A 26,875-nucleotide genomic window follows, 5' to 3' on the forward strand; every position below is an offset into this window, starting at 1 on the left:
CGATAACGAATCGGTGACGGCAACCTCCGGGCGTGTCGCAGCGCGTCGTCGCGGGGTAAAGAGAGGATTTTGTCAGCCCCGGCCGCGCTCGGGCTCAGACGCAGAGCCCGGCCTCCTCGGCCGCCTTGCGGCGCTTCTCGGCCGCGGCCGCCTCGGTGGCCCCGGGTGAGGCGGACTCCGACGGCGACGCGGACTCCGAGGGCCCCGACGGTGACTCCGACGGCGACGGCGACTCCGGGGGCGAGGGGGACGCCGACGGCGTGCCGGAGGAGTCCTCCCCCGGGGAGAGCGCCTCGGCGGCGAAGGCGCCCAGCGGCTTGTCGTTGCGGATCACCTTCCACAGCCGGTCGGCGTCGGCGGTGAGCTGCAGCCGGTTGGGGTCGGGCGCGTAGGCCTCGTTGGGCACGGTGAGGAAGTTGACGTTGTCGAGGCCGATGCCCTGCAGCGAGGCGCCCAGCGACGCCAGCTGCTTGAGGTTGGCGAACTCGCGGTCGGTGGTCAGCGACTTGGTGGCGGCGTCGAGGAAGTTGAAGAGCCGCACCGGGTTGGTCAGCGTGCCCGCCGACATCACCTTCTGGACCATCGAGGCGATGAAGGCCTGCTGCCGCTTCATCCGGCCGATGTCGCCGTTCTCCACCCCGAGGCCGTGCCGCACGCGCACGTAGTCGAGGGCCTGGTTGCCGGTGACGGTGTAGGTGCCCTCGGGCAGGTAGATCTTGCCGATGTCGTCGTTGACCTCGTTGGGCACGCAGACGGTGACGCCGTCGACGGCGTCGACCATGTCCTTGAAGCCGGCGAAGTCGATGACCACGAAGTGGTCGACGCGCACGTCCGACATCGCCTCGACGGTGCGCACCGTGCAGGCGGGCCCGCCCACGGCGTACGCCGCGTTGAACTGCGTCAGCCCGCCCGGGACGGTCTCGCCGTCCTTCTCGCACTCGGGCCGCTCGACCATCAGGTCGCGCGGGATGCTGACGCCGAAGGCGCGCTCCCGGTCGGCCGAGATGTGCAGCAGCATCGTGGTGTCGGAGACCCCCGGGGTGTCGCCGCCGATGTTGGTGCCCTCACGGGAGTCGGAGCCCATCACCAGCACCGTGAGCGACTCCGTGGGCCCGGTCTCCTCGATCTCGGGCGGGCGGTCGTCGCCCAGCGGCGGGTCGATCGCGGTGATGTTGCCCTCGAGCTTCTGGTAGGTCACCACGAGACCGGTCGCGATCACCACGACGAGCACCGCGACCCCGACGGCGATGCGCTTGAGGATCCGACGACGGCGGGACGGCTGATCCGTCTCCGGGCGCGTGTCTACGTCGGACACCTGGCGTACCTCGTCTCGGGGGGTGGTCGCACCCCATCATGACCTGCACATCCAGGGGCCGCGCCATTCTTCCACGCCCATCCATGCAGGTCAGACGAACACCCGCGCCGGCCCGGCCGGTCGCGCAGGACTCTCGGTCCCTGAGGTGCGAGCGCAGCGAGCCTCGAAGGGCCCGTACGCTGCCCGCCCGCCGTACCCCCTCGGGTGGTCGGGGGGTCGCGCAGCCACCGTCGCGAGACCCTTGAGCCGAATGCCTCCTCAGGGAGTCTCCGCGAGGGGCCACACCTCGACCACGCCATGTGCCACGGCGCAGGGCGTCCCCGACACCAGCCGCGCCGCCTCTTCGGCGTCAGTCGCCTCGACGACGGCAAAGCCCGCCACCGGCAGTGCCGATCGCAAGAAGGCACCCTCCGAGGTGCTCACGCCCGCGGCGTCGTGGTTGCGCACCTGCACGGGCTCTCCAGCGACTCCGACCAGCGACACGGCCCCGGTGTGCACGAGGTGTCGGTCGTGCTCGTGCGCGGCCGCCCGTACCTGGGGACTGGTGCGCTCGTATCCTTCGCGGTCGCCGTACCCGATCGTGACGAACGTCGGCATCTTTTCTCCTCCTGTGACTTCCTGACGCCATCCTGATCACGCTCCCCGTGCGGACTCATCGCCGCCTCGGCACCCTCGGGTGGTCGAGGAGGTCGCGCAGCGACCGTCTCGAGACCCCCGTACGCCGCCCCCTCACCACACCCCGGGTGGTCGAGGAGGTCGCGCAGCGACCGTCTCGAGACCCCTGCAAGCCGCCCGCCCACCGCACCCCTTCGGGTGGTCGAGGAGGTCGCGCAGCGACCGTCTCGAGACCCCTGGAGAGACTTCCCGACATCGTCCGGATGGTGGACGAAACCGCAGGTCAGCGGCCTGGACTGTCGGTGGTCGCAGGTTCAATGGACCCATGAGCGAGCAGGTCGGGGACGGCACCGGAGACGGCTCGCTGGCGCCTGCCGTCCACCCGGTCGCGGACCTCGCCGCCCGGCTGCGCCGCCGGCTCGAGGACCTCACCACCAGCCCCGTGCCGGTGTGGGCGATGAGCACCGACGAGAAGGTCCAGACCCTGCTCGACCTCGCCGTCGCCCAGGCGCAGCTCGACGCGCTGCGGCTCCAGGTCCTGGCCGAGGCCGACCGCGACCCCGACGTCACCGACCCCGGCGACCGCACCGTCGCGGACTGGGTCGCCCGGCAGACCCGGCAGACCAAGCCGGCCGCGCGCGCGGAGCTCAAGCTCGCCCGCACACTGGAGACCGACCGCCCTGTCCTGGCCGCGGGGATGGCGGCCGGTGGGGTGAACCTGGCGCAGGCTCGGGCGATCAGCCGGGCGCTGGACCTGCTGCCGGTGAGCGGACGCTTCGCCACCACCGCCGAGCAACGGTCGACCGCCGAGGCGCACCTGGTCGGCCTGGCCGGTGACTTCGACGCCACCGCGCTCGAGCAGCTCGGCCGTCGCATCTACGCGGTCATCTGTCCCGAGGCAGTGGATGCCTACGAGGGCACCCTGCTCGAGGCCGAGGAGGCCCGCGCCGCCCGCAAGACGACCTTGGAGATGTGGCAGGACCACCAGGGCACCTGCCACGGCCGCTTCCGCATCCCCCAGCTCCACGGGCAGATGCTGAAGAAGGCCCTGCAAGCGCTGACCAACCCGACCCGGGTCTCGACACCAGAGCCGGTCGAGCATGTCGAGACCGACAACCCGGCCGCCGAGCCCGCCGGGGTCTCGACAAGCTCGACCGACAACCAGATGGTCGAGCCTGTCGAGACCACCCCGGCGCCCGTCCGGCGGGGACAGGCGTTCTGCGAGCTGCTCGAGCGGCTCCGTGCCGAGGACCTGCCCGCCACCGGCGGGGGTGACGCGACCGTCGTGGTCACCATGAGCCTCCACGACCTCGAGCAGCGCCTCGATGCGGCCGGGGTCGCGACCCTCGACACCGGCACCCGGATCTCCGCGCGCCTGGCCCGCCGGCTCGCGGCCCGCCACCGGCTCATCCCCGCCGTGCTCGGCGGGGCCGGTCAGGTCCTCGACCTCGGCGCCACCCAGCGGCTCTTCACCAACGCCTCACCCACCCCGGCTACCGCCACGACACCACCCCCGAGGGCCGCGTCCGCTTCCACCGACGCGAGTGACGCTCCCCGGTCTCTTGTCAGCCCGCGCGCGCGGGCTGACAAGATGTGCCCTGCGGCCGGCGGTCTCCCGCCCGGCCGGAGCGGCCCCAGTAGCTCAGCGGATAGAGCAGCCGCCTCCTAAGCGAAAGGTCGCAGGTTCGACTCCTGCCTGGGGCACCTCGGAGGCTCACACCGGCTCTCATGAGCGCGGACGGGGTCGAGCTCGACGCCCTCGTGCGGCCCCGGCCCGTCGACGGCACGCCTCGGGGCCTACGCCGTGGACCGCACCACCGGCGCGACACGGGGCACCCTCGTTGCCACGGACAACGACCGGGGTCTAGCGTACGAAGGCAAGCCTTACCTCATGCCCAGGACGCCACCACATGGACGCCTTCCCGCTCGGCAACTACCTCATCGGACTCCGTGAGGGGCTCGAGGCCAGCCTCGTCGTGGTCATCCTCGTCGCCTACCTGGTGCGCTCGGGCCGCGGCGACCTGCTGCCCCGCATCTGGGCGGGCGTGGGCCTGGCGGTCGCGCTCTCCGTCGGCTTCGGGGCGCTGCTCACCTTCGGCCCGCGCCGCCTGACCTTCGAGGCGCAGGAGGCGATCGGCGGCACGCTCTCAATCGTCGCGGTCGGCTTCGTCACCTGGATGATCTTCTGGATGGCGCGGCACGCGCGCGACCTCTCCGGCGAGCTGCGCGGCCGCGTCGACGCCGCCGCCGAGGCGGGCTGGGGGTCGATGGTCGTGGTCGCCTTCCTCGCGGTCGGGCGCGAGGGGCTCGAGACCGCGCTCTTCATCTGGTCGGCCACGCAGGCAGCCACGCGCGACGGCGGCTCGACGGTCGCCCCGCTCGTCGGGGCGCTCCTCGGCATCGCGACGGCGGTGGCGATGGGCTTCGCCTTCTACCGCGGGGTGCTGCGCATCGACCTGCAGCGGTTCTTCACCTGGACCGGCGCGCTGCTGATCCTGGTCGCCGCCGGCGTCCTGGCGTACGGCGTGCACGACCTCCAGGAGGCGGGCATCCTGCCCGGCCTCGACAGCCTGGCCTTCGACGTCAGCGAGCAGGTGCCGCCCGGCTCGCTGCTCGGCACCCTGCTCAAGGGCGTCTTCAACTTCTCCCCCGCCACGACCTGGCTCGAGGCCGCCGCCTGGGTCGCGTACGTCGTCCCGACCTCGGTGCTCTTCTGGCGCCGCACCCGACCGGCCCGACCGGCCACGTCCTCCCCCACGCGCTCGGGCGCACCGACCCCCTGAAAGGCACACCCGTGTCACGACTTCCCCTGGCCGTCACCGCGGCCGCGGCCCTGCTCACGCTCGGCGCGTGCTCCGGCCTCACCGAGTCCAACACCCCGACCGCGCAGGACGGCGACGGCACGATCGCCGTCGAGTCGACCGCCGACGGCTGCGAGCTCACGACGACCGAGGCACCGTCGGGCAACGTCGTCTTCGAGGTCACCAACGCCGGCGACGAGGTCACGGAGTTCTACCTCTACGGCGACGACGGACTGCGCATCGTGGGCGAGGTGGAGAACGTCGGCCCCGGCCTCACCCGCGACCTCGTCGTGCGGGCCGAGCCCGGCAGCTACGTCACCGCCTGCAAGCCGGGCATGAAGGGCGAGGGCATCCGGGCCGACTTCACCGTCACCGACTCGGGCGAGGACGCCGGCATCGAGGGCGTCGACCAGGAGACCATCGACGCCGCGACCGACGCGTACGCCGCCTACGTGCGCGACCAGGCGCGCACCCTCGTCGGCGAGACCGAGGCCTTCCTCGCGGCGTACCGGGCAGGCGACGACGACCGGGCGCGGGCGCTCTACCCGCAGGCGCGCGGCTACTGGGAGCGCATCGAGACCGTCGCGGAGTCCTTCGGCGACCTCGACCCCAAGATGGACCTTCGCGAGGCCGACCTCGAGCCCGGGCAGGAGTGGACCGGGTGGCACCGGATCGAGAAGGACCTCTGGCCGCCGGCGAGCGGGTACGCCGCCCTCACCCCCGAGAAGCGCACGACGTACGCCGAGGACCTGCTCGCCAACACCCGCACCCTCGACGAGCGGGTGCAGGACCTCGAGGTCACCGTCGACCAGATCTCCAACGGCTCCAAGGGCCTGCTCGACGAGGTCGCCACCGGCAAGATCACCGGCGAGGAGGACATCTGGAGCCACACCGACCTCTACGACTTCCAGGCCAACGTCGACGGCGCAAGGGTCGCCTACGAGGGGCTCAAGCCGCTGCTGGAGGTCAAGGACGCCGGCCTGTCGCAGCAGATCTCCTCGGCCTTCGAGGCGCTGCAGGCCGAGCTCGACGAGCACCGGCAGGGCGACGGCTTCGTCTCCTACGACACCGTGACCGAGCCGGAGCGCAAGCGCCTCTCCGACGCGGTCAACACCCTCGCCGAGCCGCTCTCGCAGATGACGGCGGCCATCACCCTGTGACCGGTCCGTCCCACCTCTCCCGCCGCCGGCTGCTCGGCGCGGCCGGCGCGGGCGCGCTGGCCGCCGGCACGGGCGCGGCCGGCTACGCCTGGGGCCACGGACAGCCCGTCGAGCCCGCCGCCGCCACCCACCACCCCTTCGAGGGCGAGCACCAGGCCGGCATCGTCACCCCGGCGCAGGACCGGCTCCACTTCGCCTCCTTCGACGTCACGACCGACTCCCGCGACGCGCTGGTGACCCTGCTGCGGGCCTGGAGCGCCGCGGCCCGCGAGATGGTGCGCGGCGAGGCGGTGGGCGGTGGCGCCGCGACGTCGTACGACGCCCCGCCCCGCGACACCGGCGAGGCGCTGGGCCTCCCGGCGTCCAGGCTCACGCTGACCTTCGGTCTGGGGCCGTCGCTCTTCGACGACCGCTTCGGGCTAGCCGCACGTCGTCCGGCGTCGCTGCAGCGGCTGCCGCACTTCCCCGCCGACCGGCTCGACCCGGCCCGCAGCGACGGCGACCTGTGCGTGCAGGCCTGCGCCGACGACCCGCAGGTGGCGGTGCACGCGATCCGCAACCTCGCCCGGATCGGCTTCGGCACCGTCGCGATGCGGTGGGCCCAGCTGGGCTTCGGCCGCACGTCGTCGACCACGCAGGCGCAGGCCACCCCGCGCAACCTCTTCGGCTTCAAGGACGGCACGGCCAACCTCAAGGCCGAGGAGACCCGTGCGCTGCGCGACTTCAGCTGGGTCGCTCCCGACGACGACGGCGGCGACTGGCTCGCGGGCGGCAGCTACCTCGTCGCCCGCCGGATCAGCATGGCCATCGAGCCGTGGGACCGGACCTCGCTGCGCGAGCAGGAGGCGCTGGTGGGCCGCGACCGCGTCGAGGGCGCTCCGCTCTCTGGCGGCGCCGAGCACACCGAGCCCGACTTCGAGATCCAGGGCCGCGACGGCCCGCTGATCCCGATGGGCTCGCACGTCAGGCTGGCCCATCCCGACTTCAACGACGGCGTGCGGCTGCTGCGGCGCGGTTACAACTTCGCCGACGGCACCGACCGCCTCGGCCGCCTCGACGCGGGCCTCTTCTTCATCGCCTTCGTGCGCGACCCGCTGCGCCACTACGTGCCGATGCAGACCACGCTCTCGCGCGACGACGGGCTGATGGAGTACCTCGAGCACACCGGCTCGGGTCTCTGGGCGGTGCCGCCCGGCGTCACCTCGCCGACCGGGTGGGTCGGCGAGACGCTCTTCACCTGACTGGCAGGGTGGTCCCATGAGCGTCCCGACCCACACCCTCAACGACGGCCGCGAGATCCCGGCGATCGGCTTCGGCACCTACCCGCTGAAGGGGGCCGAGGGCGTCGAGATGATGCTCGGCGCCGTCGACGTCGGCTACCGGCTGCTCGACACCGCGGTCAACTACGAGAACGAGACCGAGGTCGGCGAGGTCGTGCGGCAGTGCGGCGTCCCGCGCGAGGAGCTCTTCGTCACCAGCAAGCTGCCCGGACGCCACCACGCCTACGACGACGCACTGACCTCGATCGAGGGCTCGCTGGAGCGGCTCCGCCTCGACCACCTCGACCTGCACCTGATCCACTGGCCCAACCCCGGCGTCGGGCGGTACGCCGAGGCCTGGCGGGCGCTGGTGGAGGCCCGCGAGCGCGGCTGGGTGCGCTCGGTCGGCGTCTCCAACTTCACCCCCGCCCTGCTCGCCGAGATCATCGCCGACACGGGCGTCACGCCGGTGGTCAACCAGGTCGAGCTGCACCCGCGCTTCCCGCAGGAGGAGCTGCGCGCCGAGCACGCCCGCCTCGGCGTCCTGACCGAGGCGTGGAGCCCGATGGGCAAGCGCCGCGCGCCGCTCGACGAGCCGGCGGTGACCGAGGCGGCGTCCCGCCTCGGCGTCACCCCGGGGCAGGTGATCCTGCGCTGGCACGTGCAGCTCGGCTCGCTCCCGATCCCCAAGTCGAGCAGCCGCGAGCGCCAGGCGCAGAACCTCGACGTCTTCTCCTTCGAGCTCACCGACGCCGAGGTCGCCGCCATCAGCGCCCTCGCCGAGCCCGACGGCCGCCTCTTCGGCGGCGACCCGGAGACCCACGAGGAGATGTAGCGGGTCGCTCCTCCCCCACCGCCACGCTTTTCGTGCGAAACGCAGGTGGGTCGGCCCGCGCCCGCGCATTTCGCGAGATCCGCAAGCGACACGCCGTACGCCGACCTGCAGGTCTCGCGGAAACGACCCGGCGGATTCGTTTCGTGCGAAAAGCGCCCCCCGACGGTCCCACCGATCAGTCGACGACCTCGAAGCGCAGGCCGGCGGCCTGCAGCCGGGCGAGCAGGGCGTCGCCCATGGCGACGGCCGTGGTGACCTGGCCGGACGTCGTGGGGTTGTCGTCGAGGGCCAGGCACAGGGCCGACTCCGCGAGCATCTTGGCGGTCTCGGTGTAGCCGGGGTCGCCGCCGCTGACGCGGGTGCGGACGACGCGGTCGCCGGCGCGGCCCTCGAAGTCGACGGTGAACCAGCTCTTCTGCCGGCGCTGCTCCGAGGGCCCCTGACCCTGCGGCACCCGGGCCCCGAGGAACTTGCGCACCGGCGGCACCTGCGCGGCCAGGCTCAGCGTGCCCGCGCCGGCCACGGCCCCCGCGGTGTAGCGCAGCGTCTTGAGGCCGGCGTAGTGGCTGTAGCGGAAGTCCGGGCCGTACGCCGCCAGCGCGGCGCCGGAGCGCGCCACCACGAAGGGGTCGATGGTCGGGAGCGGCAGCAGCCACAGCCGCGTGCGGGAGTCGCGATGCGGCTTGCCCGCGACGGCGCGCGAGCGGCGTCCCTCGGGGCGCGGCTCGGCGGCCCGGCGCTCCTTCATCGCTGCCCTCATCTGCTTGGCCCGCGACGCGGCGCCGAGGAAGGAGTGGAAGGTGCCGCCGGAGAAGGTCGCGTTGGAGCGCACCACGCCGCGCAGCGTGATCGGCTCGGTGGAGCCCAGCTGCTGCACGGTGAAGTAGGCGCCCAGGTCGTGCGGGATCGAGTCGAAGCCGCAGGCGTGCACCAGCCGGGCGCCCGTCTCGACCGCCTGCGCGTGGTGCTGGAGGTACATCCGGTCGACGAACTCCGGCTCGCCGGTGAGGTCGACGTAGTCGGTGCCCTCCTTGGCGCAGGCGGCGACCAGTGGCTCGCCGTGGAGCAGGTAGGGACCCACGGTGGTGACGACGACGCGGGTCGAGGCGGCCAGGGCGTGCAGGGACGCGTCGTCGGCGCTGTCGGCGACCACCGTCGGCACCTCGACCCCGTGCTCGGAGGCCAGCCGGGCGCGGACGGCCTCGAGCTTGTCGGGGTTGCGGCCGGCGATCGCCCACCGCAGGCCGTCGGGAGCGTGCTCGGCGAGGTACGCCGCCGTCAGCTCACCGGTGAAGCCGGTGGCGCCGAGCACCACCACGTCGTAGTCACGCTCTGCAGCGGGCACGTGCCCTCCTCGTCGGGATCGGAGGACCCATCCTGTCTCACGCCCGGGCGTACCCTCGACGGCATGTGCCGCAACATCCGCACCCTGCACAACTTCGAGCCCCCCGCCACCAAGGACGAGGTGCACGCCGCCGCGCTGCAGTACGTCCGCAAGGTCAGCGGCAGCACCCGCCCGTCGAAGGCCAACCAGGAGGTCTTCGACACCGCCGTCGCCGAGATCACGGCGATCACCCGGCAGCTGCTCGACGACCTGACCACCACGGCGCCACCCAAGGACCGCGACGTCGAGGCCGCCAAGGCGCGCGCCCGGGCGGAGCTGCGCTACGCCCGTGGCTGAGCCCACCGACCCGCCCGTGCTCACGCTCGACCCCGATCTCAGGGGGCTGCTCGGCCCCCGGCTGGTGGCGCTGACCGGCGCCGGTCTCTCCACCGACTCCGGCATCCCCGACTACCGGGGGCCGGGCAAGCCCGTGCGCACGCCGATGACCTACCAGGAGTTCGTCGCCGCGCCCGAGGCGCAGCAGCGCTACTGGGCCCGGGCCCACGTCGGCTGGTCCCGCATGGGCACCGCCCACCCCAACGACGGCCACCGCGCCCTCGCCGGGCTGGAGGCGGAGGGGCGGCTGCGGCTGCTGATCACGCAGAACGTCGACGGGCTGCACGAGGCCGCGGGCAGCGCCCAGGTCGTCGCGCTGCACGGGCGGATCAGCGAGGTGGTGTGCCTCGACTGCCGCCGCCGCTCCCCCCGCTCGACGATGCAGCGCCGGCTGGGCGAGCTCAACCCCGGCTGGCTGGCGGCCCACCACGAGGCCACCGCGCGCCCCGACGGCGACGTCGAGCTCGACGACACCTCGGACTTCCGGGTGCCGGCCTGCGAGGGCTGCGGCGGGCGGCTCAAGCCCGACGTGGTCTTCTTCGGCGAGAGCGTGCCCAAGGACCGGGTGCAGCGCTGCTACGACGCGCTCGACGACGCCGACGCGCTGCTGGTCGCGGGGTCGTCGCTCGCGGTGATGTCGGGCCTGCGCTTCGTCCGGTACGCCGCGAAGGCCGGGCTCCCGGTCGTGATCGTCAACCGCGGGCCGACGCGGGGCGACGACCTGGCGACCCACAAGGTCGAGGCCGGCACCAGCGAGTGGCTGCGCGCCCTATGCGGGCGAGACGAAGATGTGCTCGGCGGCCTCGGTGACGATCTCGGCCGTCTCGCCTGAGCTGCCGAGCAGCACGCCCTCCGGCGTCGCCTGGGCGGCGATCGTGGTGCCCGGCATGGCGCCCGCGCGGCGTAGCGCCCCCATCAGCACCTCGTCCTTCTGCATCTCCTCGCTGATCCGGCGCACCCGCACCCGGCGCGACTCGGTGCCCACGACACCCGAGAGCGCCTCGACGCCGGTGCGGAACTCCTCGGCCTCGTCGGCAGCGCCCAGCTCGCCGAGCCCGGGGATCGGGTTGCCGTAGGGCGACTCGGTGGGGTGGTCGAGCAGCTCGAGGAGGCGGCGCTCCACGGTCTCGCTCATCACGTGCTCCCAGCGACAGGCCTCGGCGTGCACCAGCTCCCAGTCGAGCCCGATCACGTCGGTGAGCAGTCGCTCGGCGAGGCGGTGCTTGCGCATCACGCGGGTGGCCAGCGCCCGGCCCTCGACGGTGAGCTCGAGGTGGCGGTCACCCTCGACGGTCAGCAGGCCGTCCCGCTCCATGCGGGCGACGGTCTGGCTCACGGTCGGACCGCTCTGGTGGAGCCGCTCGGCGATGCGGGCGCGGAGCGGGACGATGCCCTCCTCCGACAGCTCGTAGATCGTGCGGAGGTACATCTCCGTGGTGTCGATGAGGTCGCTCACCGCCCCATTCTTGCCCATGCCCCTGACGGGCCGCCAAGGTGAGGCCATGCCCAGCCCCCTGTCCCCCCGTGGCTCGCTCCGCGCGGGGTCCCGACAGGCCGTCTCCCGTCGCGCCGTCCTCGGCGCCGCGGCCGGCGCGGTGCTGCTGCCGGGCTGCGGCACCCAGGAGTGGGCCGAGCTGGGCGGCACCGAGCTGGTGCTCGCGACCGGCAACCCCGGCGGCGTCTTCGACGCGTACGGCGGGGCGCTGGCACGAGTGCTCGAGCAGCGGCTCGACGGCGTCCGGGTGCTCACCCGCGCCACCGACGCGTCGGTGGAGAACCTCCGGCTGGTCTCGGCGGGCGACGCCGACCTCGGCTTCTCCCTGGGCGACACCGCCGCCGACGCGAGCCGAGGCGACGGGGCCTTCGACGCCCCGGTCGACGTGGTCGCCCTGACCCGCACCTACGACAGCTTCGTGCACGTGGTGGTGCCCGCCGCGTCCCCGGTGCGGGCCCTGGGCGACCTGCGCGGACGCCGCGTGGGGCTCGGCGGGCCGGCGTCGGGCACCCGGGTGGTCGCGCAGCGGCTGCTGGCCGCCGCGGGCGTCCCGGCGGACGCGGTCACCCCGACCGACGCCAGCCTGCGCGACGACGCCGAGGCGCTGGCGGCGGGCGGGCTCGACGCCTTCTTCTTCGTCAGCGGCCTCCCCAACGCCACCATCGACGACCTCGCCGCCGGGACGCCGGTGCGGCTGCTCTCGCTGCGCGACCTGGTGGTGCCGATGGTGACCGCGCACGGGCCGGAGTACGTCGCCGGGCCGATCCCCGCCTCCACCTACGACCTCGCCGACGGCGTCGACACCCTCAGCGTGAAGAACTACCTGGTCGCCCGGCGCGACCTCGGCGACGACGCGGCGTACGCCGTGACGCGCGTGCTCTTCGAGGCCCAGGACGCCGTGCAGCGGCTCGCCCCGGAGATCCGCCAGCCCACGGTCGCCGCCGGCATCTTCACCAACCCGCTCGCGCTGCACCCGGGCGCGCTGCGCTACTTCCGCGGGCTGCGCGACTGAGCGATCCCGTGGGCCGCCACGGGCGCGAGCGGGAGCCGGACCGTCACCGCGAGCCCGCCGTCGGGCGGGCTCGCGACGGCGAAGGAGCCGCCGGAGTCCTCGACCCGCGCCCGCACGATCGCCAGGCCGAGGCCGGTGCCCGCGACGTTCTGGTGGTCGCGGCCGCGGAAGAAGCGGGCCCCCACCTTGCCCACGTCGTCGGCCCGCAGGCCCGGGCCGTGGTCGCGCACCGTGAGCACCGCCTCGTCGGCCCGGGCGACCAGCGAGACCTCGACCCGCTCGCCGGGGGCGAACTTCGCGGCGTTGTCGAGCAGCGCGTCGAGCACCAGGTCGACCAGGTCGGGGGTGGCCAGCGCGTGCAGCCGATCGGGGGCGTGCAGCTCGACCGCGTGCAGCGCGGGCTCCCACAGCTCGACCCGGCGACGGGCCTGGGCGACGACCTCGACGGGCGCGGGCACGGCCGCCTCCGCGCCGACCTGGCTGAGGTCGAGCAGCGAGTCGACGATCGAGCTCAGCCGGTCGGCCTCCTCCAGCGCCCGGTCGGCCTCCTCCGGGTCGGGCTCCGAGCGCAGGTTCTCCACCCGCAGCCGCAGTGCGGTCAGCGGGTTGCCGAGCTGGTGCGAGGCGTCGGCGATCAGCTCGCGCTGCTGCCGCTGGGAGGTCTCCACGTGGTCGGCCATCTCGTTGAAGGACCGCGCCAGGTGGCGCAGCTCCGGCGGCCCGGTCGTCGCGGGCACGCGGGTGCCGACCTCCCCCTCCGCCAGCCGCAGCGCGGCGGCGTCGAGGTCGTGCACCGGGCGCAGGATCCAGCCGACGAAGCGGCCGACCGAGGCGAGCACGACCACGGCCAGCAGCGCGAGCCCGGCGAGCACCAGCCACGCCATCCGGACGCCCACGTCGCGGCGCACCTGGTCGGTCGGGGCCACCAGCACGACCGCGCCGAGCACCTGGGCGTCGCGGCCCGCCGGGGAGGCGACCACGAAGCTCGACCGGCCCCAGGGCCACACCGTGCCCGGCGCCGGCGTGGCCGTGCCGTCGAGGGCCAGGTCGACCGCCTCCGCGACGCGGGCGTCGTCGAGCGTCAGGTCGCCCGAGCGCGCCGCCACCCGGCGGTCGGCGTCGGTCACCACCACGGTGCCGCCGTAGACCTCCGCGTAGCGCACCAGGTCCGACTCCAGCCCCGTGTCGGCGTCCTCCTCCAGCGCGTCCTGGGCGAGCACGGCGAAGCGGTTGACGTCGGTCAGCCGCGTGACGAAGGCGTCCTGCGTGCGCTCCTCGGCGTACGCCGCCAGCAGCGGCGCCATCAGCGTCACCAGGAGCAGCGCCAGCAATGCTCCCGCGACGATCGTCAGCCGTCGGCGCACGGCTCTCCCACGGCGACCGCGGCCAGCCGGTAGCCCACGCCCCGCACCGTGGTGATGAGCTCGGGTCGGCCGAGCTTGGCGCGCAGGTGCGCCACGTGCACGTCGACCGTGCGCGACGAGCCGACCCACGAGGTCTGCCAGATCGACTCCATGATCTCGGCGCGGGTCACCACGCCGCCGCCGTTGCGCACCAGCAGCGCCAGCAGCTCGAGCTCCTTGGGGGCCAGCGGCACCGCCGCGTCGTCGACGTAGGCCTCCCGTGCCTCCAGGTCGACGCGCAGCCCGCCGTGCTCGGTCACCGGTCCCGCCGGCTGCCGGCCGCTGCGGCGCAGCACCGCCTCCATCCGGGCCATCAGCTCGGCCAGGCGGTAGGGCTTCACGACGTAGTCGTCGACCCCGGCGCGCAGCGCCGCGACCACGCTCGACTCCTCGCGCCGCGCCGTCACGGCGATGATCGGCACCGCGCTGACCTCGCGGATCTGCGTGGCCAGCGCGATCCCGTCCCGGTCCGGGAGCCCCATGTCGAGCAGCACCAGGTCGGCGTCCTCCACGAGCGGGAGCGCCTCGGCCGCGGTGGCGGCGCGCTCGACGTAGAGGCTCGCGCGCCGCAGCGCCGGGGTGAGCGCCGCGACGACGCGGTCGTCGTCCTCGACGAGCAGGATGCGCATGGCGCGACCCCACTGGTGGTCGGCGGCAATGTCAAGACTGTGTTAAATCTGCGCCCCTGACCCTGCCTGTGACCGTCGTCACGTCCCTAGGTTCACGAGTCATGCCCACCCGCACCGCCACCGAGGTCCCCGACGACCGCGGCGCCCCGGACACACCGCAGCTCGCCGCGTACGATGACGAGGAGCGACCGGGACGCCGGCTCTCGCCGCGGCTGGAGATGCTGGTCGGCGCCTGGTGCTTCCTGGTCGCGCTCTTCGTGCTGCGCCAGGTCTTCTTCCCGGCGCGCCAAGGCAGCCAGTACTACCTGGTGCTCTTCCTCGCGGTGACGCTGCCGCTCGCCTTCGTCTGCTACCGGGCGCGGGCCCGCAAGCGCCCCGCCGACGCCGAGAAGAACGACCCCGGCGATGACCCTGGGCCGCTGGACTACCTGCTGGCACTGGCCGCGCTGGTGGTCGGGCTCTACCCGGTGCTCCCCCTGCCGCCGTCGGACCTGGGCTTCGGTGGCTACACCGGCTTCCTCGACCGGCAGGGCACCCTGACCAGCCTCGACGTCGCCATGGGGCTGGTCCTCACCGTCCTGGTGCTCGAGGCGGCGCGGCGCACGACCGGCCTGGTGCTGCCGGCGGTCTGCGTCCTCTTCTTCTGCTACGCCTTCTACGGCGGCTACCTGCCGGTCGACTGGTCGATCAGCCACATCGGCATGGACATCTCGCAAATCGTCAACAGCCTCTACAACGAGGCGAGCGGCTTCTTCGGCGTCCCGCTCGACGTGGCGGCGACCTACATCGTGCTCTTCACGATCTACGGCGCGGTGCTCGAGCGGATGGGCGCGGGGCGCTTCTTCGTGGAGTTCGCCTTCTCGCTCTTCCGCAAGTCGCGCACCGCTCCCGGGCGCACCGTCGCGACCTCGGGCTTCCTGCTCGGCACGGTCTCCGGCTCCGGCACCGCCACCGCGGTGACGCTCGGCTCCTTCTCGTGGCCGATCCTGCAGAAGGCGGGCTACCCGCGCGAGTCGGCCGGCGGCATGCTCGCGGCGAGCGGCATCGGGGCGATCCTGTCGCCGCCGACGCTCGGTGCGGCGGCCTTCATCATCGCGGAGTACCTGGGCGTCTCCTACCTCTCGGTGCTCGGCTGGGCGCTGGTGCCGACCTTCCTCTACTACCTCGGCATCTTCGTGGCGGTCGAGATCGACGCCCGCCGCTTCGGCGCCAAGCGGGTCGAGCTGGCCGTCGGCAGCCCGCTGCGGCTGCTGCTGCGCGGCGGCTACCACTTCCTCTCCCTGGCCGTCATCGTCTTCTTCCTCGCCGTCGACATCCCGCCCTTCAAGGCGGTCGTCTACGCCACCGGCGTCGCCGCGCTCTTCGGCCTCGCCGAGGCGGTGCTCTCGCGGCGCCCCGTGGTCACCACGCTGGAGGAGGAGGTCGTCGCCGCCGACGACGAGTCGCGCCGGCCGCTGCCGCTCCCCGACTCGCTGCGGGCCTACGTCGCCCGCCTCTACGACGCCCTCTCCGGCGGCATCCGCTCGGCCATCCCGGTGATCGCCGTCTGCGCCAGCGCCGGCGTGATCACCTCGGTGATCGCCAAGACCGGCCTGGGCCAGGTGCTCGCCGACGCGCTGGTCAACGCCGCGGAGGCGCTCGCCCCCAACGCCGCGACCGCCCTGGTGCTCACCGCGCTCTTCTCGGCGCTGGCGATCCTGGTGCTCGGGCTCGCGGTGCCGGTGACGGCGTCCTTCATCCTCAGCTGGGTCGTCATCGGTCCGGCGCTGATCGCCATGGGCGTGGGTGGCCCCGAGGTCGCGATGTTCATCTTCTACTACGCCGTGCTCTCGGAGGTCTCGCCGCCGACGGCGCTCGCGGCCGTGGCCTCGGCCGCCATCACCGGCGGCCGGGTGATCCCCACGATGATGCAGGCCTGCAAGTACACCCTGCCGGCCTTCCTCGCCCCGATGGCCTTCGTCGTGACCGACAACGGCTCGCTCCTGCTGGCACGCGGCGACCTGCCGCAGGTGCTCCTCGCCGCCCTCGTCTGCGGCCTCGCGGTCGTCGCGCTCGCCGTGGTCACCACCGGCTGGATGGTGCGGCCCGCGCGGGTGCACGAGCGCTGGCTGTGCCTGCCCGCGGCCGGGCTGCTGCTCTACCTCGAGCCCGTCGCCGTGGGGATCGGCCTCGCCCTCCTCGCCGTCGCCGTCGCCTCCCACCTGCTCCGTCCACCCGCCGATCCCGCACCCACCTCGCCCACCCCCTCGAAGGAGACCGTCGCATGAAGCTCGACCGCTGGACCCGCAAGCCCGCCCTCGCGACCGCCACGCTGCTCGCCGGCACCCTGCTCGCCGCCTGCGGCGGACAGCAGGGTGGGGGCGACGCCGGCGCCGACGTCGAGGAGGACAGCTGCGAGGCCGGCAGCGGCCGGCTCAACATCGCCACCGGCAACTCCACCGGCGTCTACTTCGTCGTCGGCGGTGGGCTGGCGCAGCTGATCAACGACGAGACCGACATCCAGGCCAGCTCCGCGGAGACGGGCGCCTCGGTGCAGAACATCCAGCAGCTCGTCGCGGGCGACTACGACATCGCCTTCTCGCTGGCCGACACCGCGGCCGACGCCGTCAACGGCGAGGGCGACTTCGACGGGGCGCAGGACATCGCGTCCCTCGGCCGGATCTACCCCAACTACACGCAGGTCGTCGCCCGCGCCGACAGCGGCATCGAGTCGATCGCCGACTTCGAGGGCAAGACCATCTCGACCGGCTCGCCGCAGTCGGGCACCGAGGTGATCGCCACCCGCCTGATCGAGTCCGCCGGCATGAGCATGGACGACGTCCGCGCACAGCGCCTCGACCTCACCAAGACCGTCGAGGGCATGAAGGACGGCAGCATCGACGCGCTCGTCTGGTCCGGCGGCCTGCCCACGCCGGCGCTCACCGACCTCTTCACCTCGCTCGGCGACAAGGTGCGCTTCGTCGACCCGACCTCGGAGCTGGAGAATCTCCAGGAAATCAGCCCCGTCTACGAGGAGGCCACGGTGCCGGCCGACACCTACGACCTGCCCGAGGACGCCCCAGCGATCCTCACGGCCAACCACCTGCTGGTGCGCGACGACATGCGCGACAACGTGGCGTGCGCCCTGACCTCGCTCACCTTCGGCGAGACCGACAAGCTCGCCGACGTGCACCCCGCCGTCGCCGACATCACCGTCGAGGACGGCGCCGAGACCGACCCGATCCCGCTGCACCCCGGCTCCGAGCGTGCCTTCGAGGACCTCCGGTGACGGGGCGCTCCCCCTTCGAGCTCTTCGCGGTCGACACGCTCCTCGACGACGAGGAGCGCGCGATGCGCGACGCCGTACGCCGCTTCGTCGACGAGCGGGTCCGGCCCGAGGTCGGCGGCTGGTACGAGGCTGCGTCGCTCCCGGTGCGCGAGCTGGCCACCGAGCTCGGCGACCTGGGCGTGCTCGGCATGCACCTGGAGGGCTACGGCTGCGCCGGCACCAGCGCGACGGCGTACGGCCTGGCCTGCCTGGAGCTCGAGGCCGGCGACTCCGGCCTGCGCTCGCTGGTCTCGGTGCAGGGCTCGCTCGCGATGTACGCCCTGCACCGCTGGGGCAGCGAGGAGCACAAGCAGGAGTGGCTGCCGCGGATGGCGGCGGGCGAGGCCATCGGGTGCTTCGGCCTGACCGAGCCCGACGCCGGCTCCGACCCCGGCAGCATGCGCACCCGCGCCCGCCGCGACGGCGACGACTGGGTGCTCTCGGGCACGAAGATGTGGATCACCAACGGCTCGGTGGCCGACGTCGCCGTGGTCTGGGCCCAGACCGAGGTCGACGGGCGCGACCGCGTGCGCGGCTTCGTCGTCCCGACCGACACGCCGGGCTTCAGCGCCCCCGAGATCACCCGCAAGATGTCGCTGCGGGCGTCGGTGACCTCCGAGCTCGTGCTCGACGGCGCCCGCCTCCCCGCCTCGGCGATGCTGCCCGAGGCCGATGGGCTCGCCGGCCCGCTGTCGTGCCTCGGGGAGGCCCGCTTCGGGATCGTCTTCGGTGCCCTCGGGGCGGCCCGCGACTGCCTCGAGGTGGCGCTGGCCTACGCCGAGGAGCGCCAGGTCTTCGGGCGCTCGCTCTCGGCCTACCAGCTCACCCAGGCCAAGCTGGCCGACTGCTCCCTGGAGCTGGGCAAGGGGATGCTGCTGGCGCTGCACCTCGGGCGGCTCAAGGACGCCGGGCGGCTGCGGCCCGAGCAGGTCTCGCTGGGCAAGCTCAACAACGTGCGCGAGGCCCTGGCGGTCGCCCGCGAGTGCCGCACGGTGCTGGGGGCCGCCGGGATCACGCAGGAGTATCCGATGATGCGGCACGCCAACAACCTGGAGTCGGTGCTCACCTACGAGGGCACCAGCGAGGTGCACCAGCTCGTCATCGGCCAGGCGCTCACCGGTCACAGCGCCTTCCGCTGACCGCCGGCTGAGCCTCGCTCGGGGAGGGCTCAGCCGGCGTCGGCCTCGGCGGCTGCCGCGGCGGAGGCGTTGTAGCGCGCCAGCATCGCCACGAAGTCGCCGAGGTCGGCATCGCTCCAGCCACCGAGCTTCTCGGTGAGCTCGACCCGCCGGGCCGCGGCCACGGCGTCGAGGCGCTCGCGGCCGAGCTCGCTGATGGTGAGGATCTGCGCGCGGCCGTCGGCGAGGTCGGGCTTGCGTTCGATCATGCCGAGCTCGATGAGCAGCTGCACCTGTCGGCTCACCGCGCCCTTGTCGATGCCGAAGAGGTCGACCAGGGCGCTGGCACGCTGCGGCCCGGCGTCGTGCAGCGCCATCAGCATCGAGTAGCCGACCGGTGACAGGTCGGGGTGGACCAGCCGGGCGCGCTCGGCGATGCGGCGTCGCAACCGGCGGACGAGCACGCTCATCTCGTGCTCCAGCGCGAGGATGGTGCTGCTCTCGACCATGGCGGTGACCCTATACACCGCCGCCACGTCGCCAGCGCCGCGCCGGGTCGTGGGACGCAGCGACCCGCAGGCGTGGTCCGGGTGGACCTGACCGGGGGACGGTCCCGGCGCGCCTGCGGGTCGGGTGACTGCTGTGGTTTCACCAGCGCGATCACGCTGGATGGTCGCTGCTAGTGGGCAGCCACCTCACGCGTCCTGGAGCAACTCATTACTCGGACCACCTCCTTTCCCGTGTCCCACCACGGTAGGTCGCCACGACGTCTCGGACAACGGGTTATGCGGGAGCCGTCGACGGGGTACGACGCGTGCATGAGCGAGAGCGAGCGCGAGCAGGCACACGACTCCGAGGAGACCGGGGCGGTGGGCGAGGTCGGCGACGACCAGCTGCCCAAGGACCTGCAGCCGAGCGAGGACAACCCGCTGGCCCGGCACCCGGAGCAGACCGGCGACGAGGACGACGCCATCGGTCAGGACCGCGAGGGCGGGCCCGAGACGGCTCCGCTCGACGCCGACCAGGCCGACTACGGCTCCGGCGGCGACGCGAGCTGAGCCGGGGAGCTGGTCCGGGGCCCGCGCCCTCGCGGTCGGTCCCCGGCCCCCGCGCCGCGGACACCTGGTGCAACGCGCGAGCGTGACCCAGGTCACGGCTCGAGTTCACGGACCCGGTCGGGTGACCCCGTGGGGCTATGGCGCCAGCCGCACGACCCGCCAGCCCTCGCCGTCGCGGCGGAAGACCAGGCGGTCGTGCATCCGGCCCTTGCGCCCCTGCCAGAGCTCGACGGTCTCGGGAGCGACCCGGTAGCCGCCCCAGTGCTCGGGCACCGGCACGTCACCCTCGGCGTCCGCGTCTCCGTGGCGCTCCTCGGCCTCCCGCTGCAGCGCGTCGAGCTCCGCGCGCGAGGCGACCTCGCGTGACTGCGGCGAGGCCACCGCGCCCAGCTGCGAGCCGCGCGGCCGCTGGGCCCAGTAGGCCTCGGTCTCCTCGCGGGTGACCCGCGCCACGGGTCCCTGGACCCGCACCTGGCGCTGCAGGTCGTGCCAGGGGAAGAGCAGCGCCGCGTACGGGGTCGCCGCCAGCTGCTCGCCCTTGGCCGAGCCGTAGTTGGTGTAGAAGACGAAGCCGCGCGCGTCGACGCCCTTGAGCAGCACCATGCGCGAGTCGGGTCGGCCGTCCGGCGTCACCGTGCTCACCACCATCGCGTTGGGCTCGTGGAGCCCCGAGTCGATCGCCTGCTGCAGCCAGCCCTCGAAGGCCGCGACCGGGTCCTCGCCCACGTCGCCCACGTCGAGCCCGGCGTCGCCGTACTCCCGTCGCAGCGCGGCGAGCCGCGCGGAGGTGTCACCCATGTCCTCACGGTATCCAGCAGCGCGCGGGCCACTCCTCCGCGCGGAGATGTCACCCATGTCCTCACGGTCACCAGCAGCGCGCGGGCCACTCCCCTGCCGTGACGGCGCGGGTCGGTGCACAATGCGCAGACGCGTGACGACCATCACCCGACCGCCCACACGAGGGAGTCCCCATGACCGAGGTGCACCACGGGCTCGAGGGCGTCGTCGCCTTCGAGACGCAGATCGCCGAGCCCGACAAGGAAGGGTCGGCGCTGCGCTACCGCGGCGTGGACATCGAGGAGCTGGTGGGGCGGGTCCCCTTCGAGAAGGTCTGGGGCCTGCTGATCGACGGCGCCTACGACCCGGGGCTGCCGCCCGCCGAGCCCTACAACCTGCCCATCCACACCGGCGACGTGCGCGCCGACGTGCAGGCCGGCGTGGCGATGCTCGCGCCGATGCTCGGCATGGGGCAGACCTACGACATCTCCGACGAGCAGGCGCGCACCGACCTGTCGCGCATCGCCGTGATGGTGCTGTCGTACGCCGCGCAGTCCGCGCGCGGCATCGGCCAGCCGATCGTGCCCCAGCGCGAGGTCGACGAGGGGCGCAGCCTCGCCGAGCGCTTCCTGATCCGCTGGAAGGGCGAGGCCGACCCGGGGCACGTCAAGGCGATCGACGCCTACTGGAGCTCGGCGGCCGAGCACGGCATGAACGCCTCGACCTTCACCGCGCGCGTGATCACCTCGACCGGCGCCGACGTCGCCGCGGCCTTCTCCGGCGCGATCGGCGCGATGAGCGGGCCGCTGCACGGCGGGGCCCCCTCGCGGGTGCTCGGCATGATCGAGGAGGTCGAGCGCTCCGGCGACGCCGAGGGCTACGTCAAGGGCCTGCTCGACCGCGGCGAGCGGCTGATGGGCTTCGGTCACCGCGTCTACCGCGCCGAGGACCCGCGCGCCCGCGTGCTGCGGCGTACCGCCCGCGAGCTCGACGCCCCGCGCTACGAGGTCGCCGAGCGGCTGGAGAAGGCGGCGCTGGCCGAGCTGCGCGAGCGCCGTCCGGACCGCGTGCTCGAGACCAACGTGGAGTTCTGGGCCGCGATCGTGCTCGACTTCGCCGAGGTCCCGGCCCGCATGTTCACCTCGATGTTCACCTGCGCGCGCACCGGCGGCTGGTCGGCCCACATCCTGGAGCAGAAGCAGACCGGCCGACTGATCCGCCCCTCCGCCGTCTACGCCGGCCCCAGCGAGCGCCCCGCCGACTCCGTCGACGGCTGGACGGCCGACTGGTCGGCCTGACGGGGAGGCTCAGCGGTAGCTGCGGCCCTCGGGCGTGGCGTACCAGCTGGTCTTGGCGCGGCCGCCCTTGCGGGAGAGCGAGACGTGCACGTGGTCGCGGTGGCGCAGCGTGGCCGAGCACTTCCGCAGCTTCTTGGCGTTGCAGCCGCTCGAGACGTAGGGGCTGGGCTCGAAGCCGCGGTACGACGCCCACATGCGGTCGTCCCAGATGACGTACATGACGCCCATGCGGCGCGCGAGCTCGTGTGCCTCCCCGCTCGGCCCCTCGGCGAAGAGGGTGCGGAGCAGCTTGCGCACCCGCAGCCGGTCCTTCTTCTTCTTCGCGGTGACGGTCCAGTCGAAGGCGCGGCCCTCCTTGTGCTCCGAGACGCCCTTGCTGCAGGCGCGCGAGATGCCGCCGGCACGGCCGCCGAAGCGGTCGACGGTCCAGGCGCGCATCGCGACCGCCCCCGGCTTGGCCTTCGGCGAGCAGCGGGTCTGGCCGTCGTAGGGGGCGTAGCCCTCCACCCGCGTCGCGCCGTCGTCGGCCGCGGCCGCGGTCGGCAGCAGTCCCAACGAGCCGGCGAGCAGGGCGAGGACGAGCAGCGGGACGAGACGACGAAGCACGGGAGACCTCCGGGATCCCCGACACGCTACGTCGATGCCGTCCGATTTGTCCGCAGTTCCGGCAAGTCCACGAGCCGCTTGCCGAAGCACCGCGAGAGCGGCGAGTCGCGGTAGTAGCCGAACTTCGGCACCTCCTCGTAGCCGCTGGAGGTGTAGAGCGCGATCGCCTCGGGCTGGCGCATGCCGGTCTCGAGCACCACCGCCCCCGCACCCGCCACCGCGGCGGTGCGCTCGAGGTGCCCGAGCAGCAGCCGCGCCAGGCCACGGCGCTGGGCCCGCGGGGCGACGTACATCCGCTTGACCTCGACCACCGACGCGACGCCGTCGACGGTCACGTCCGTACGCCGCCACGCCCCCGTCGCCACCGGCTCGCCGTCGAGGTAGCCGACGAAGAAGGCGCCGTCGGGGGGCTCGAAGTAGGCCGGGTCGATCGGGGTCTCGTCGCGGCTGCCGTAGCGGGCGACGTACTCCAGCTGCACCTCCTCGACCAGGGCAGCGGCATCGGGGTGGTCGAGTGACCGGCGTACGACACGCCACGTGGGGACCTCGGGCACGACTGCGAGACTAGGGCCGTGCCCGACTACGTCATCTCGCAGGACACCCTCCCCCGTGACGGACGCTTCGGCTCCGGCCCCTCGAAGGTGCCGACGAGCCGGCTCGAGGCCCTGGCCGCCACCGGCAGCGCACTGATGGGCACCTCGCACCGCCAGGCCCCGGTCAAGGCGCTCGTGCGCCGCGTGCGCGAGGGGCTCGGCGAGCTGCTCGCCCTGCCCGACGGCCACGAGGTGGTGCTCGGCAACGGCGGCACGCACGCCTTCTGGGACGCCGCGGTGCTCGCGCTGGTGGAGTCGCGGGCGCAGCACGTGGTGCTCGGCGAGTTCGGTGGCAAGCTCGCCGACGCGGTGGCCGCCGCGCCGTTCCTCGCCGAGCCGTCCGTACGCCGCGCGGAGCCCGGCGGCCTGGTGCTGCCCGAGGCCGAGGAGGGCGTCGACACCTACGCCTACGTGCACAACGAGACCTCCACCGGCGTGATGTCGTCCGTGGGCCGTGTCGGCGACGGCGGCGCGCTGGTCCTCGTCGACGCCACCTCGGGCGCCGGGGGCCTCCCGGTCGACGTCGCCGAGACCGACGCCTACTACTTCGCGCCGCAGAAGTGCTTCGCCTCCGACGGCGGCCTCTGGGTCGCCGTGCTCTCCCCCGCCGCGATCGAGCGTGCCGAGCGGCTGTCCCGCGAGCGCTGGGTGCCGCCCTCGGTCGACCTGGTGCAGGCGATCGACAACTCCCGCAAGGACCAGACCCTCAACACCCCGGCCGTCGCGACGCTCTTCCTGCTCGCCGAGCAGGTCGACTGGATGCTCGCCGAGGGCGGGTTGGAGGCGATGGTCCGCCGCACCACGGCGTCGTCCGGCGTGGTGCACGACTGGGTGGCCCGCACGCCGTACGCCACCCCCTTCGTCGCCGACCCGGAGGCCCGCAGCCTGGTGGTCACGACCGTCGACCTCGAGGGCGTCGACGCCGCCGAGGTGGCGGCCGTGCTGCGCGCCAACGGCGTCGTCGACGTCGAGCCCTACCGCAAGCTCGGCCGCAACCAGCTGCGCATCGCGACCTTCCCCGCCGTCGAGACCTCCGACGTCGAGGCCCTGACCGCGTGCATCGACGACGTCGTCGGCCACCTCACGCGTCACCGGAGCTGACCAAATTCACCGGCCGGCCGGTGAAACTGCCACTGGCGCGCCGAAATATCGTCACGCCAGTGGCAAAGTCACCGGCCGGCCGGTGAATTCGTCACTCCAGCGCAGCCCGGGCCACGGTCTCCCGCAGCAGCGCCTCGATCGTGCCGTCGAAGGCGACCAGGCGGGACTCCTCGACCTGGGTGCGGGTGCCGAGCAGGGTCTCGACCGCGGCCAGGGCGGCGTCGTCGAGGGGCCAGCCGTAGATCCCGGCCGAGACGAGCGGGAAGGCGACCGAGCGGGCGCCGAGCTCGTCGGCGACGGCGAGAGCGCGGGCGTAGCACGAGGTCAGCAGGCGGCGGTCGCGCTGGCCGGCGGCGTGGTTGGGGCCCACCACGTGGATCACCCAGCGGGCGGGCAGGTCGCCGCCGGTCGTCCAGCCGGCCTCGCCCGTGGCCAGGCCGTGGGGGAAGCGGCGCACGCAGTCCTCCAGGACGGCGGGTCCGCCCGCCCGGTGGATCGCGCCGTCGACGCCTCCGCCGCCGCGCATCGCGCGGTTGGCCGCGTTGACCACCGCGTCGGTCTCCTGCGCGGTGATGTCGCCGCGCACCACCTCGAGCCTCATCGCCGCTCCCGTCGTCGGGCCGCGCGTCGGCGCAGCACGAGCGCCGTACCCAGCGCGAGCAGGCCCACCCCGGCCGCCGCGCCCAGAGGTCGTACGTCGATCGCGTAGCCCGTCACGCTCGTCTCCCCCGGCGCGTCGGCCGCCGGAGGGGGTGACGAGGGGGCCGGCTCGGGGACCGGCAGCCGCCACACCGTCGTGCCGACCCCTTCGCTGCCCAGCAGCACGCCGTCGCCGTCCACCGCGAGCGCCTCGCCCTGGGGCTGCTCGGGCAGCGCGACGGAGGCCACGTCGTCCCAGTCCGGCAGGTCGTAGGCGCCCATCGAGGCGTAGCCGCGCACCAGCACCCGGCCCGAGCCCGGGTCGTACGCCGCGTCGGTCGCGACCTCGCGCACCCGGCCGACCGGCGAGAGCACGTTGACCTCGCCCTCGACCAGCGAGGGCGCGGACCGGAAGACCTGACCGCCCAGCAGGCCCTTCTCGACCACCGCCAGCCGGCCCGAGGGCAGCGCCACCAGCGACTCCGCGTCGCGGGCGCGCCCGTCGGCGTAGGCCACCGGGTAGGTCTGCGTCGCGCCGTCGGAGAGGCGGACGCGGTGCAGCGCGAGGTCGCTGCGGGCGCGGGCGTTGTCGCCGACGTCGGCGACCCAGACGTGGTCGGGGCCGGCGGGGGCGAGCGCCTCGACGTCGCGCACCGGCGCGTCGTAGGCCACCGTCCGCAGGGTCCGCCCCCGGCGGTCGACGACGAAGAGCCGGGCGGCGTCGCCGCTGTCGTTGGCGGTGACGAGGGTGTCGCCGACCACGACCAGCCCGCTGCTCTCCGCGATCCGCTCGTCCTGCCAGCGGTAGGCGCGCTCGGCGTCCGCCGCTGCCGCCGGCAGCGCCAGCGCGAGCACCAGCACCGCCGTGCCGGCCGCGCTCACGGGTCCAGCCGCTCCGCGAGGGCCGGCCGGAGACCCCAGGCGTCCACGAGCTCGTCGTACGCCGCCCGGTCGTCGTCGCGCTCGGGCGCGCCGGTGCGCACCGCCCGGAGCAGGGTGTTGCGGGGCGTGTGGGTGCTCTCCACGAACTCCACGACGTCGACCCGGTAGCCGTGCCGCCGCAGCAGCGAGGCCCGCAGCGCGTCGGTCAGGGTGTCGGCGAAGCGCTCGCGCAGGATGCCGTCGCGCACCAGGGCGGCGTACGCCGTGGGCGGTCGTGCGGCGCGCAGCTGCGCGGAGACGTCGTGGTGGCAGCAGGGCGCGGCGAGCACGAGACCGGCCCGCCAGGAGACCGCGCGCGCCAGGGCGTCGTCGGTGGCGGTGTCGCAGGCGTGCAGCGCGAGCACCACGTCGGGCGGCTGCGGCAGCTCGGCGTCGCCGATGCCGGCCTGCACGAAGTCGACCTCGCCGGCCACCCCCAGGCGCTCGGCCAGGTCGGTGTTGTGGCGGCGTGACTGCTCCTTGACGTCGACCCCGGTGAGGCGCACGGGCAGCTGGTCGGCCAGCCACGCGTGCGCGGCGAAGGTCAGGTAGGCGTTGCCGCAGCCGAGGTCGACGACGCGCAGCGGGTCCTCGGGCGTGGGCGTGCGCACCGCGCCGGTGGCCTGCGCGTCGGAGAGCGCCGCGGCCAGCTCGCGCACCAGCTGCTCGACCTGGCGGAGCTTGGCCTGCCGCGACGGCTTGGTGCGACCCTGCGCGTCGGTGATGCCGAGCTCCCGCAGCACCGGGCTGGCCGGGTCGAGGAGGCGCTCCTTCGACCGGTCGTGCTCGCGTCGCCGCGCCGCCTCGCGGACCTCGTCGCGCGAGTGCAGGAGCGCCTGCCCCTTCTTGGTGACGCGCAGCTGGTGGGTGCGCGTCGTGGTCTCGACGTGCCAGTTGGCGTAGGGCTCGGCCAGCAGCTCGTCGAGGGCTGCGGCGGCGTCGGCGTGGTTGGTGGTGTGGGCCTGGGTCTCGTCGTAGGCCGTCACCTGCAGCCGTCGCCCGGCCTTGAGGTCGACCCAGCGCAGCTCGACGCGGGACCGCAGCGGCGCGGGGCGCCCCTTGCGACGTCCGCCGGCCAGCGCCCGCACCAGGTGCTCGTCGTCGAGGACCTGCTCGCGCAGCAGCGCGAGGGCGTCCTCCAGCGACCCGGTCATCGCGGCGACCCTCCCGCGCGCGGGATCACTTGGTCAAGGCGGCGACGACCACGATGAGG

At 73.7% G+C, this 26,875-nt stretch carries 27 protein-coding genes and 1 tRNA gene; 15 read left to right on the forward strand and 13 right to left on the reverse strand.

What is annotated here, in order from left to right:
- Positions 1–94 precede the first annotated feature (94 nt).
- Positions 95–1,315: an LCP family protein gene (locus tag IG63_RS0116925; RefSeq protein ID WP_030485531.1), complete on the reverse strand. Its 1,221-nt coding sequence runs from the start codon at positions 1,313–1,315 to the stop codon at positions 95–97.
- 258 nt (positions 1,316–1,573) lie between these two features.
- On the reverse strand, positions 1,574–1,912 hold the full coding sequence (locus IG63_RS0116930; protein WP_030485532.1) for a YciI family protein: 339 nt from the start codon (positions 1,910–1,912) through the stop codon (positions 1,574–1,576).
- A gap of 475 nt (positions 1,913–2,387) precedes the next feature.
- On the opposite strand from IG63_RS0116930, the gene IG63_RS23995 reads away from it, so the two are divergent.
- The 6 genes from IG63_RS23995 (at position 2,388) to IG63_RS0116965 (ending at position 7,985) form a co-directional block, all read left to right on the forward strand.
- Positions 2,388–3,599 (forward strand): DUF222 domain-containing protein, encoded by a 1,212-nt coding sequence (locus tag IG63_RS23995; protein ID WP_425411795.1) that lies wholly within the window; start codon positions 2,388–2,390, stop codon positions 3,597–3,599.
- Positions 3,562–3,634: transfer RNA gene (locus IG63_RS0116945), tRNA-Arg, on the forward strand. Before IG63_RS23995 ends, IG63_RS0116945 begins: the two co-directional genes overlap by 38 nt.
- 206 nt (positions 3,635–3,840) lie before the next feature.
- On the forward strand, positions 3,841–4,713 hold the full coding sequence (efeU, locus tag IG63_RS0116950; RefSeq protein WP_030485534.1) for an iron uptake transporter permease EfeU: 873 nt from the start codon (positions 3,841–3,843) through the stop codon (positions 4,711–4,713).
- An 11-nt stretch (positions 4,714–4,724) separates the two neighbouring features.
- A complete protein-coding gene (gene efeO / locus IG63_RS0116955) occupies positions 4,725–5,891 on the forward strand; it encodes an iron uptake system protein EfeO (protein WP_036196065.1) in 1,167 nt (388 codons plus the stop codon).
- Complete coding sequence (gene efeB, locus IG63_RS0116960) at positions 5,888–7,132, forward strand: iron uptake transporter deferrochelatase/peroxidase subunit (RefSeq protein ID WP_036196066.1); 1,245 nt, start codon at positions 5,888–5,890, stop codon at positions 7,130–7,132. The genes efeO and efeB overlap by 4 nt, the downstream gene beginning before the upstream one ends.
- A gap of 16 nt (positions 7,133–7,148) precedes the next feature.
- On the forward strand, positions 7,149–7,985 hold the full coding sequence (locus IG63_RS0116965) for an aldo/keto reductase (protein ID WP_030485536.1): 837 nt from the start codon (positions 7,149–7,151) through the stop codon (positions 7,983–7,985).
- A gap of 175 nt (positions 7,986–8,160) precedes the next feature.
- Here IG63_RS0116965 and IG63_RS0116970 read toward each other — a convergent pair whose 3' ends face one another.
- Entirely contained in the window at positions 8,161–9,330 is a 1,170-nt protein-coding gene (locus IG63_RS0116970) for a saccharopine dehydrogenase family protein (protein WP_030485537.1), read from the reverse strand.
- A gap of 63 nt (positions 9,331–9,393) precedes the next feature.
- Between IG63_RS0116970 and IG63_RS0116975 the strand changes: the two genes are divergently transcribed.
- Together IG63_RS0116975 and IG63_RS0116980 are read left to right on the forward strand one after the other, a co-directional pair.
- Complete coding sequence (locus tag IG63_RS0116975; protein WP_030485538.1) at positions 9,394–9,666, forward strand: DUF2277 domain-containing protein; 273 nt, start codon at positions 9,394–9,396, stop codon at positions 9,664–9,666.
- Positions 9,659–10,537: an NAD-dependent protein deacetylase gene (locus IG63_RS0116980; RefSeq protein WP_036196070.1), complete on the forward strand. Its 879-nt coding sequence runs from the start codon at positions 9,659–9,661 to the stop codon at positions 10,535–10,537. Before IG63_RS0116975 ends, IG63_RS0116980 begins: the two co-directional genes overlap by 8 nt.
- Here IG63_RS0116980 and IG63_RS0116985 read toward each other — a convergent pair.
- A complete protein-coding gene (locus tag IG63_RS0116985; RefSeq protein WP_030485540.1) occupies positions 10,475–11,161 on the reverse strand; it encodes an iron-dependent transcriptional repressor DtxR in 687 nt (228 codons plus the stop codon). The two genes, IG63_RS0116980 and IG63_RS0116985, sit on opposite strands and share 63 nt — an antisense overlap.
- Before the next feature lie 46 nt (positions 11,162–11,207).
- On the opposite strand from IG63_RS0116985, the gene IG63_RS0116990 reads away from it, so the two are divergent.
- A complete protein-coding gene (locus IG63_RS0116990) occupies positions 11,208–12,212 on the forward strand; it encodes a TAXI family TRAP transporter solute-binding subunit (protein WP_051707051.1) in 1,005 nt (334 codons plus the stop codon).
- On the opposite strand, the gene IG63_RS0116995 is transcribed toward IG63_RS0116990, so the two are convergent.
- Together IG63_RS0116995 and IG63_RS0117000 are read right to left on the reverse strand one after the other, a co-directional pair.
- Positions 12,188–13,576: a sensor histidine kinase gene (locus tag IG63_RS0116995; protein WP_030485542.1), complete on the reverse strand. Its 1,389-nt coding sequence runs from the start codon at positions 13,574–13,576 to the stop codon at positions 12,188–12,190. The genes IG63_RS0116990 and IG63_RS0116995 overlap by 25 nt on opposite strands.
- Positions 13,561–14,244 carry a response regulator transcription factor gene (locus tag IG63_RS0117000; protein ID WP_030485543.1) on the reverse strand — a complete coding sequence of 228 codons (684 nt, stop codon included), beginning with the start codon at positions 14,242–14,244 and terminating at the stop codon, positions 13,561–13,563. Before IG63_RS0117000 ends, IG63_RS0116995 begins: the two co-directional genes overlap by 16 nt.
- A gap of 101 nt (positions 14,245–14,345) precedes the next feature.
- Between IG63_RS0117000 and IG63_RS0117005 the strand changes: the two genes are divergently transcribed.
- From IG63_RS0117005 to IG63_RS0117015, 3 genes are read left to right on the forward strand one after another with little or no spacing between them, the layout of a single operon-like run.
- Complete coding sequence (locus tag IG63_RS0117005) at positions 14,346–16,511, forward strand: TRAP transporter permease (RefSeq protein ID WP_051707052.1); 2,166 nt, start codon at positions 14,346–14,348, stop codon at positions 16,509–16,511.
- Positions 16,508–17,512, forward strand: coding sequence for a TAXI family TRAP transporter solute-binding subunit (locus IG63_RS0117010; protein ID WP_030485545.1), 1,005 nt, complete (start codon positions 16,508–16,510; stop codon positions 17,510–17,512). Before IG63_RS0117005 ends, IG63_RS0117010 begins: the two co-directional genes overlap by 4 nt.
- On the forward strand, positions 17,509–18,690 hold the full coding sequence (locus IG63_RS0117015; protein WP_030485546.1) for an acyl-CoA dehydrogenase family protein: 1,182 nt from the start codon (positions 17,509–17,511) through the stop codon (positions 18,688–18,690). The genes IG63_RS0117010 and IG63_RS0117015 overlap by 4 nt, the downstream gene beginning before the upstream one ends.
- Positions 18,691–18,719: 29 nt before the next feature.
- On the opposite strand, the gene IG63_RS0117020 is transcribed toward IG63_RS0117015, so the two are convergent.
- A complete protein-coding gene (locus tag IG63_RS0117020) occupies positions 18,720–19,178 on the reverse strand; it encodes a MarR family winged helix-turn-helix transcriptional regulator (protein ID WP_030485547.1) in 459 nt (152 codons plus the stop codon).
- Between the two features lie 309 nt (positions 19,179–19,487).
- Here IG63_RS0117020 and IG63_RS0117025 point away from each other — a divergent pair, with 309 nt between their 5' ends.
- Entirely contained in the window at positions 19,488–19,727 is a 240-nt protein-coding gene (locus IG63_RS0117025; protein WP_157210260.1) for a hypothetical protein, read from the forward strand.
- 135 nt (positions 19,728–19,862) lie between these two features.
- Here the strand turns inward: IG63_RS0117025 and pdxH are convergent, their stop codons facing one another.
- Positions 19,863–20,525, reverse strand: coding sequence for a pyridoxamine 5'-phosphate oxidase (gene pdxH / locus IG63_RS0117030; protein WP_030485549.1), 663 nt, complete (start codon positions 20,523–20,525; stop codon positions 19,863–19,865).
- Positions 20,526–20,698: 173 nt separating this feature from the next.
- Between pdxH and IG63_RS0117035 the strand changes: the two genes are divergently transcribed.
- Positions 20,699–21,802, forward strand: coding sequence for a citrate synthase 2 (locus IG63_RS0117035; RefSeq protein WP_030485550.1), 1,104 nt, complete (start codon positions 20,699–20,701; stop codon positions 21,800–21,802).
- 9 nt (positions 21,803–21,811) lie between these two features.
- On the opposite strand, the gene IG63_RS0117040 is transcribed toward IG63_RS0117035, so the two are convergent.
- Both IG63_RS0117040 and IG63_RS0117045 read right to left on the reverse strand, forming a co-directional pair.
- The gene (locus IG63_RS0117040; protein WP_030485551.1) at positions 21,812–22,408 is read right to left on the reverse strand and encodes a VldE C-terminal domain-containing protein; all 597 of its coding nucleotides are present in this window, start codon (positions 22,406–22,408) and stop codon (positions 21,812–21,814) included.
- Positions 22,409–22,434: 26 nt separating this feature from the next.
- On the reverse strand, positions 22,435–22,962 hold the full coding sequence (locus IG63_RS0117045) for a GNAT family N-acetyltransferase (RefSeq protein WP_051707053.1): 528 nt from the start codon (positions 22,960–22,962) through the stop codon (positions 22,435–22,437).
- Positions 22,963–22,980: 18 nt separating this feature from the next.
- On the opposite strand from IG63_RS0117045, the gene serC reads away from it, so the two are divergent.
- On the forward strand, positions 22,981–24,102 hold the full coding sequence (serC, locus tag IG63_RS0117050; RefSeq protein WP_030485553.1) for a phosphoserine transaminase: 1,122 nt from the start codon (positions 22,981–22,983) through the stop codon (positions 24,100–24,102).
- Between the two features lie 91 nt (positions 24,103–24,193).
- On the opposite strand, the gene IG63_RS0117055 is transcribed toward serC, so the two are convergent.
- From IG63_RS0117055 to IG63_RS0117065, 3 genes are read right to left on the reverse strand one after another with little or no spacing between them, the layout of a single operon-like run.
- The gene (locus tag IG63_RS0117055) at positions 24,194–24,703 is read right to left on the reverse strand and encodes an O-acetyl-ADP-ribose deacetylase (protein WP_030485554.1); all 510 of its coding nucleotides are present in this window, start codon (positions 24,701–24,703) and stop codon (positions 24,194–24,196) included.
- Entirely contained in the window at positions 24,700–25,623 is a 924-nt protein-coding gene (locus tag IG63_RS0117060; protein ID WP_030485555.1) for a hypothetical protein, read from the reverse strand. The genes IG63_RS0117055 and IG63_RS0117060 overlap by 4 nt, the downstream gene beginning before the upstream one ends.
- Entirely contained in the window at positions 25,620–26,816 is a 1,197-nt protein-coding gene (locus tag IG63_RS0117065) for an SAM-dependent methyltransferase (protein ID WP_030485556.1), read from the reverse strand. The genes IG63_RS0117060 and IG63_RS0117065 overlap by 4 nt, the downstream gene beginning before the upstream one ends.
- Positions 26,817–26,875: the final 59 nt, after the last annotated feature.

This window comes from Nocardioides aequoreus (genome assembly GCF_000720335.1).
Taxonomy (GTDB): Bacteria; Actinomycetota; Actinomycetes; order Propionibacteriales; family Nocardioidaceae; genus Marmoricola; species Marmoricola aequoreus.

What these genes read in the sequence shown, in the direction of transcription:
- IG63_RS0116930 (WP_030485532.1), bottom strand. Translation starts at nt 1,912, where the DNA reads ATGCCGACGTTCGTCACGATCGGGTACGGCGACCGCGAAGGATACGAG.
- IG63_RS23995 (WP_425411795.1), top strand. Translation starts at nt 2,388, where the DNA reads ATGAGCACCGACGAGAAGGTCCAGACCCTGCTCGACCTCGCCGTCGCC.
- efeU (WP_030485534.1), top strand. Translation starts at nt 3,841, where the DNA reads ATGGACGCCTTCCCGCTCGGCAACTACCTCATCGGACTCCGTGAGGGG.
- IG63_RS0116965 (WP_030485536.1), top strand. Translation starts at nt 7,149, where the DNA reads ATGAGCGTCCCGACCCACACCCTCAACGACGGCCGCGAGATCCCGGCG.
- IG63_RS0116975 (WP_030485538.1), top strand. Translation starts at nt 9,394, where the DNA reads ATGTGCCGCAACATCCGCACCCTGCACAACTTCGAGCCCCCCGCCACC.
- IG63_RS0116990 (WP_051707051.1), top strand. Translation starts at nt 11,208, where the DNA reads ATGCCCAGCCCCCTGTCCCCCCGTGGCTCGCTCCGCGCGGGGTCCCGA.
- IG63_RS0117000 (WP_030485543.1), bottom strand. Translation starts at nt 14,244, where the DNA reads ATGCGCATCCTGCTCGTCGAGGACGACGACCGCGTCGTCGCGGCGCTC.
- IG63_RS0117005 (WP_051707052.1), top strand. Translation starts at nt 14,346, where the DNA reads ATGCCCACCCGCACCGCCACCGAGGTCCCCGACGACCGCGGCGCCCCG.
- IG63_RS0117010 (WP_030485545.1), top strand. Translation starts at nt 16,508, where the DNA reads ATGAAGCTCGACCGCTGGACCCGCAAGCCCGCCCTCGCGACCGCCACG.
- IG63_RS0117020 (WP_030485547.1), bottom strand. Translation starts at nt 19,178, where the DNA reads ATGGTCGAGAGCAGCACCATCCTCGCGCTGGAGCACGAGATGAGCGTG.
- IG63_RS0117025 (WP_157210260.1), top strand. Translation starts at nt 19,488, where the DNA reads ATGAGCGAGAGCGAGCGCGAGCAGGCACACGACTCCGAGGAGACCGGG.
- pdxH (WP_030485549.1), bottom strand. Translation starts at nt 20,525, where the DNA reads ATGGGTGACACCTCCGCGCGGCTCGCCGCGCTGCGACGGGAGTACGGC.
- IG63_RS0117035 (WP_030485550.1), top strand. Translation starts at nt 20,699, where the DNA reads ATGACCGAGGTGCACCACGGGCTCGAGGGCGTCGTCGCCTTCGAGACG.
- IG63_RS0117055 (WP_030485554.1), bottom strand. Translation starts at nt 24,703, where the DNA reads ATGAGGCTCGAGGTGGTGCGCGGCGACATCACCGCGCAGGAGACCGAC.
- IG63_RS0117065 (WP_030485556.1), bottom strand. Translation starts at nt 26,816, where the DNA reads ATGACCGGGTCGCTGGAGGACGCCCTCGCGCTGCTGCGCGAGCAGGTC.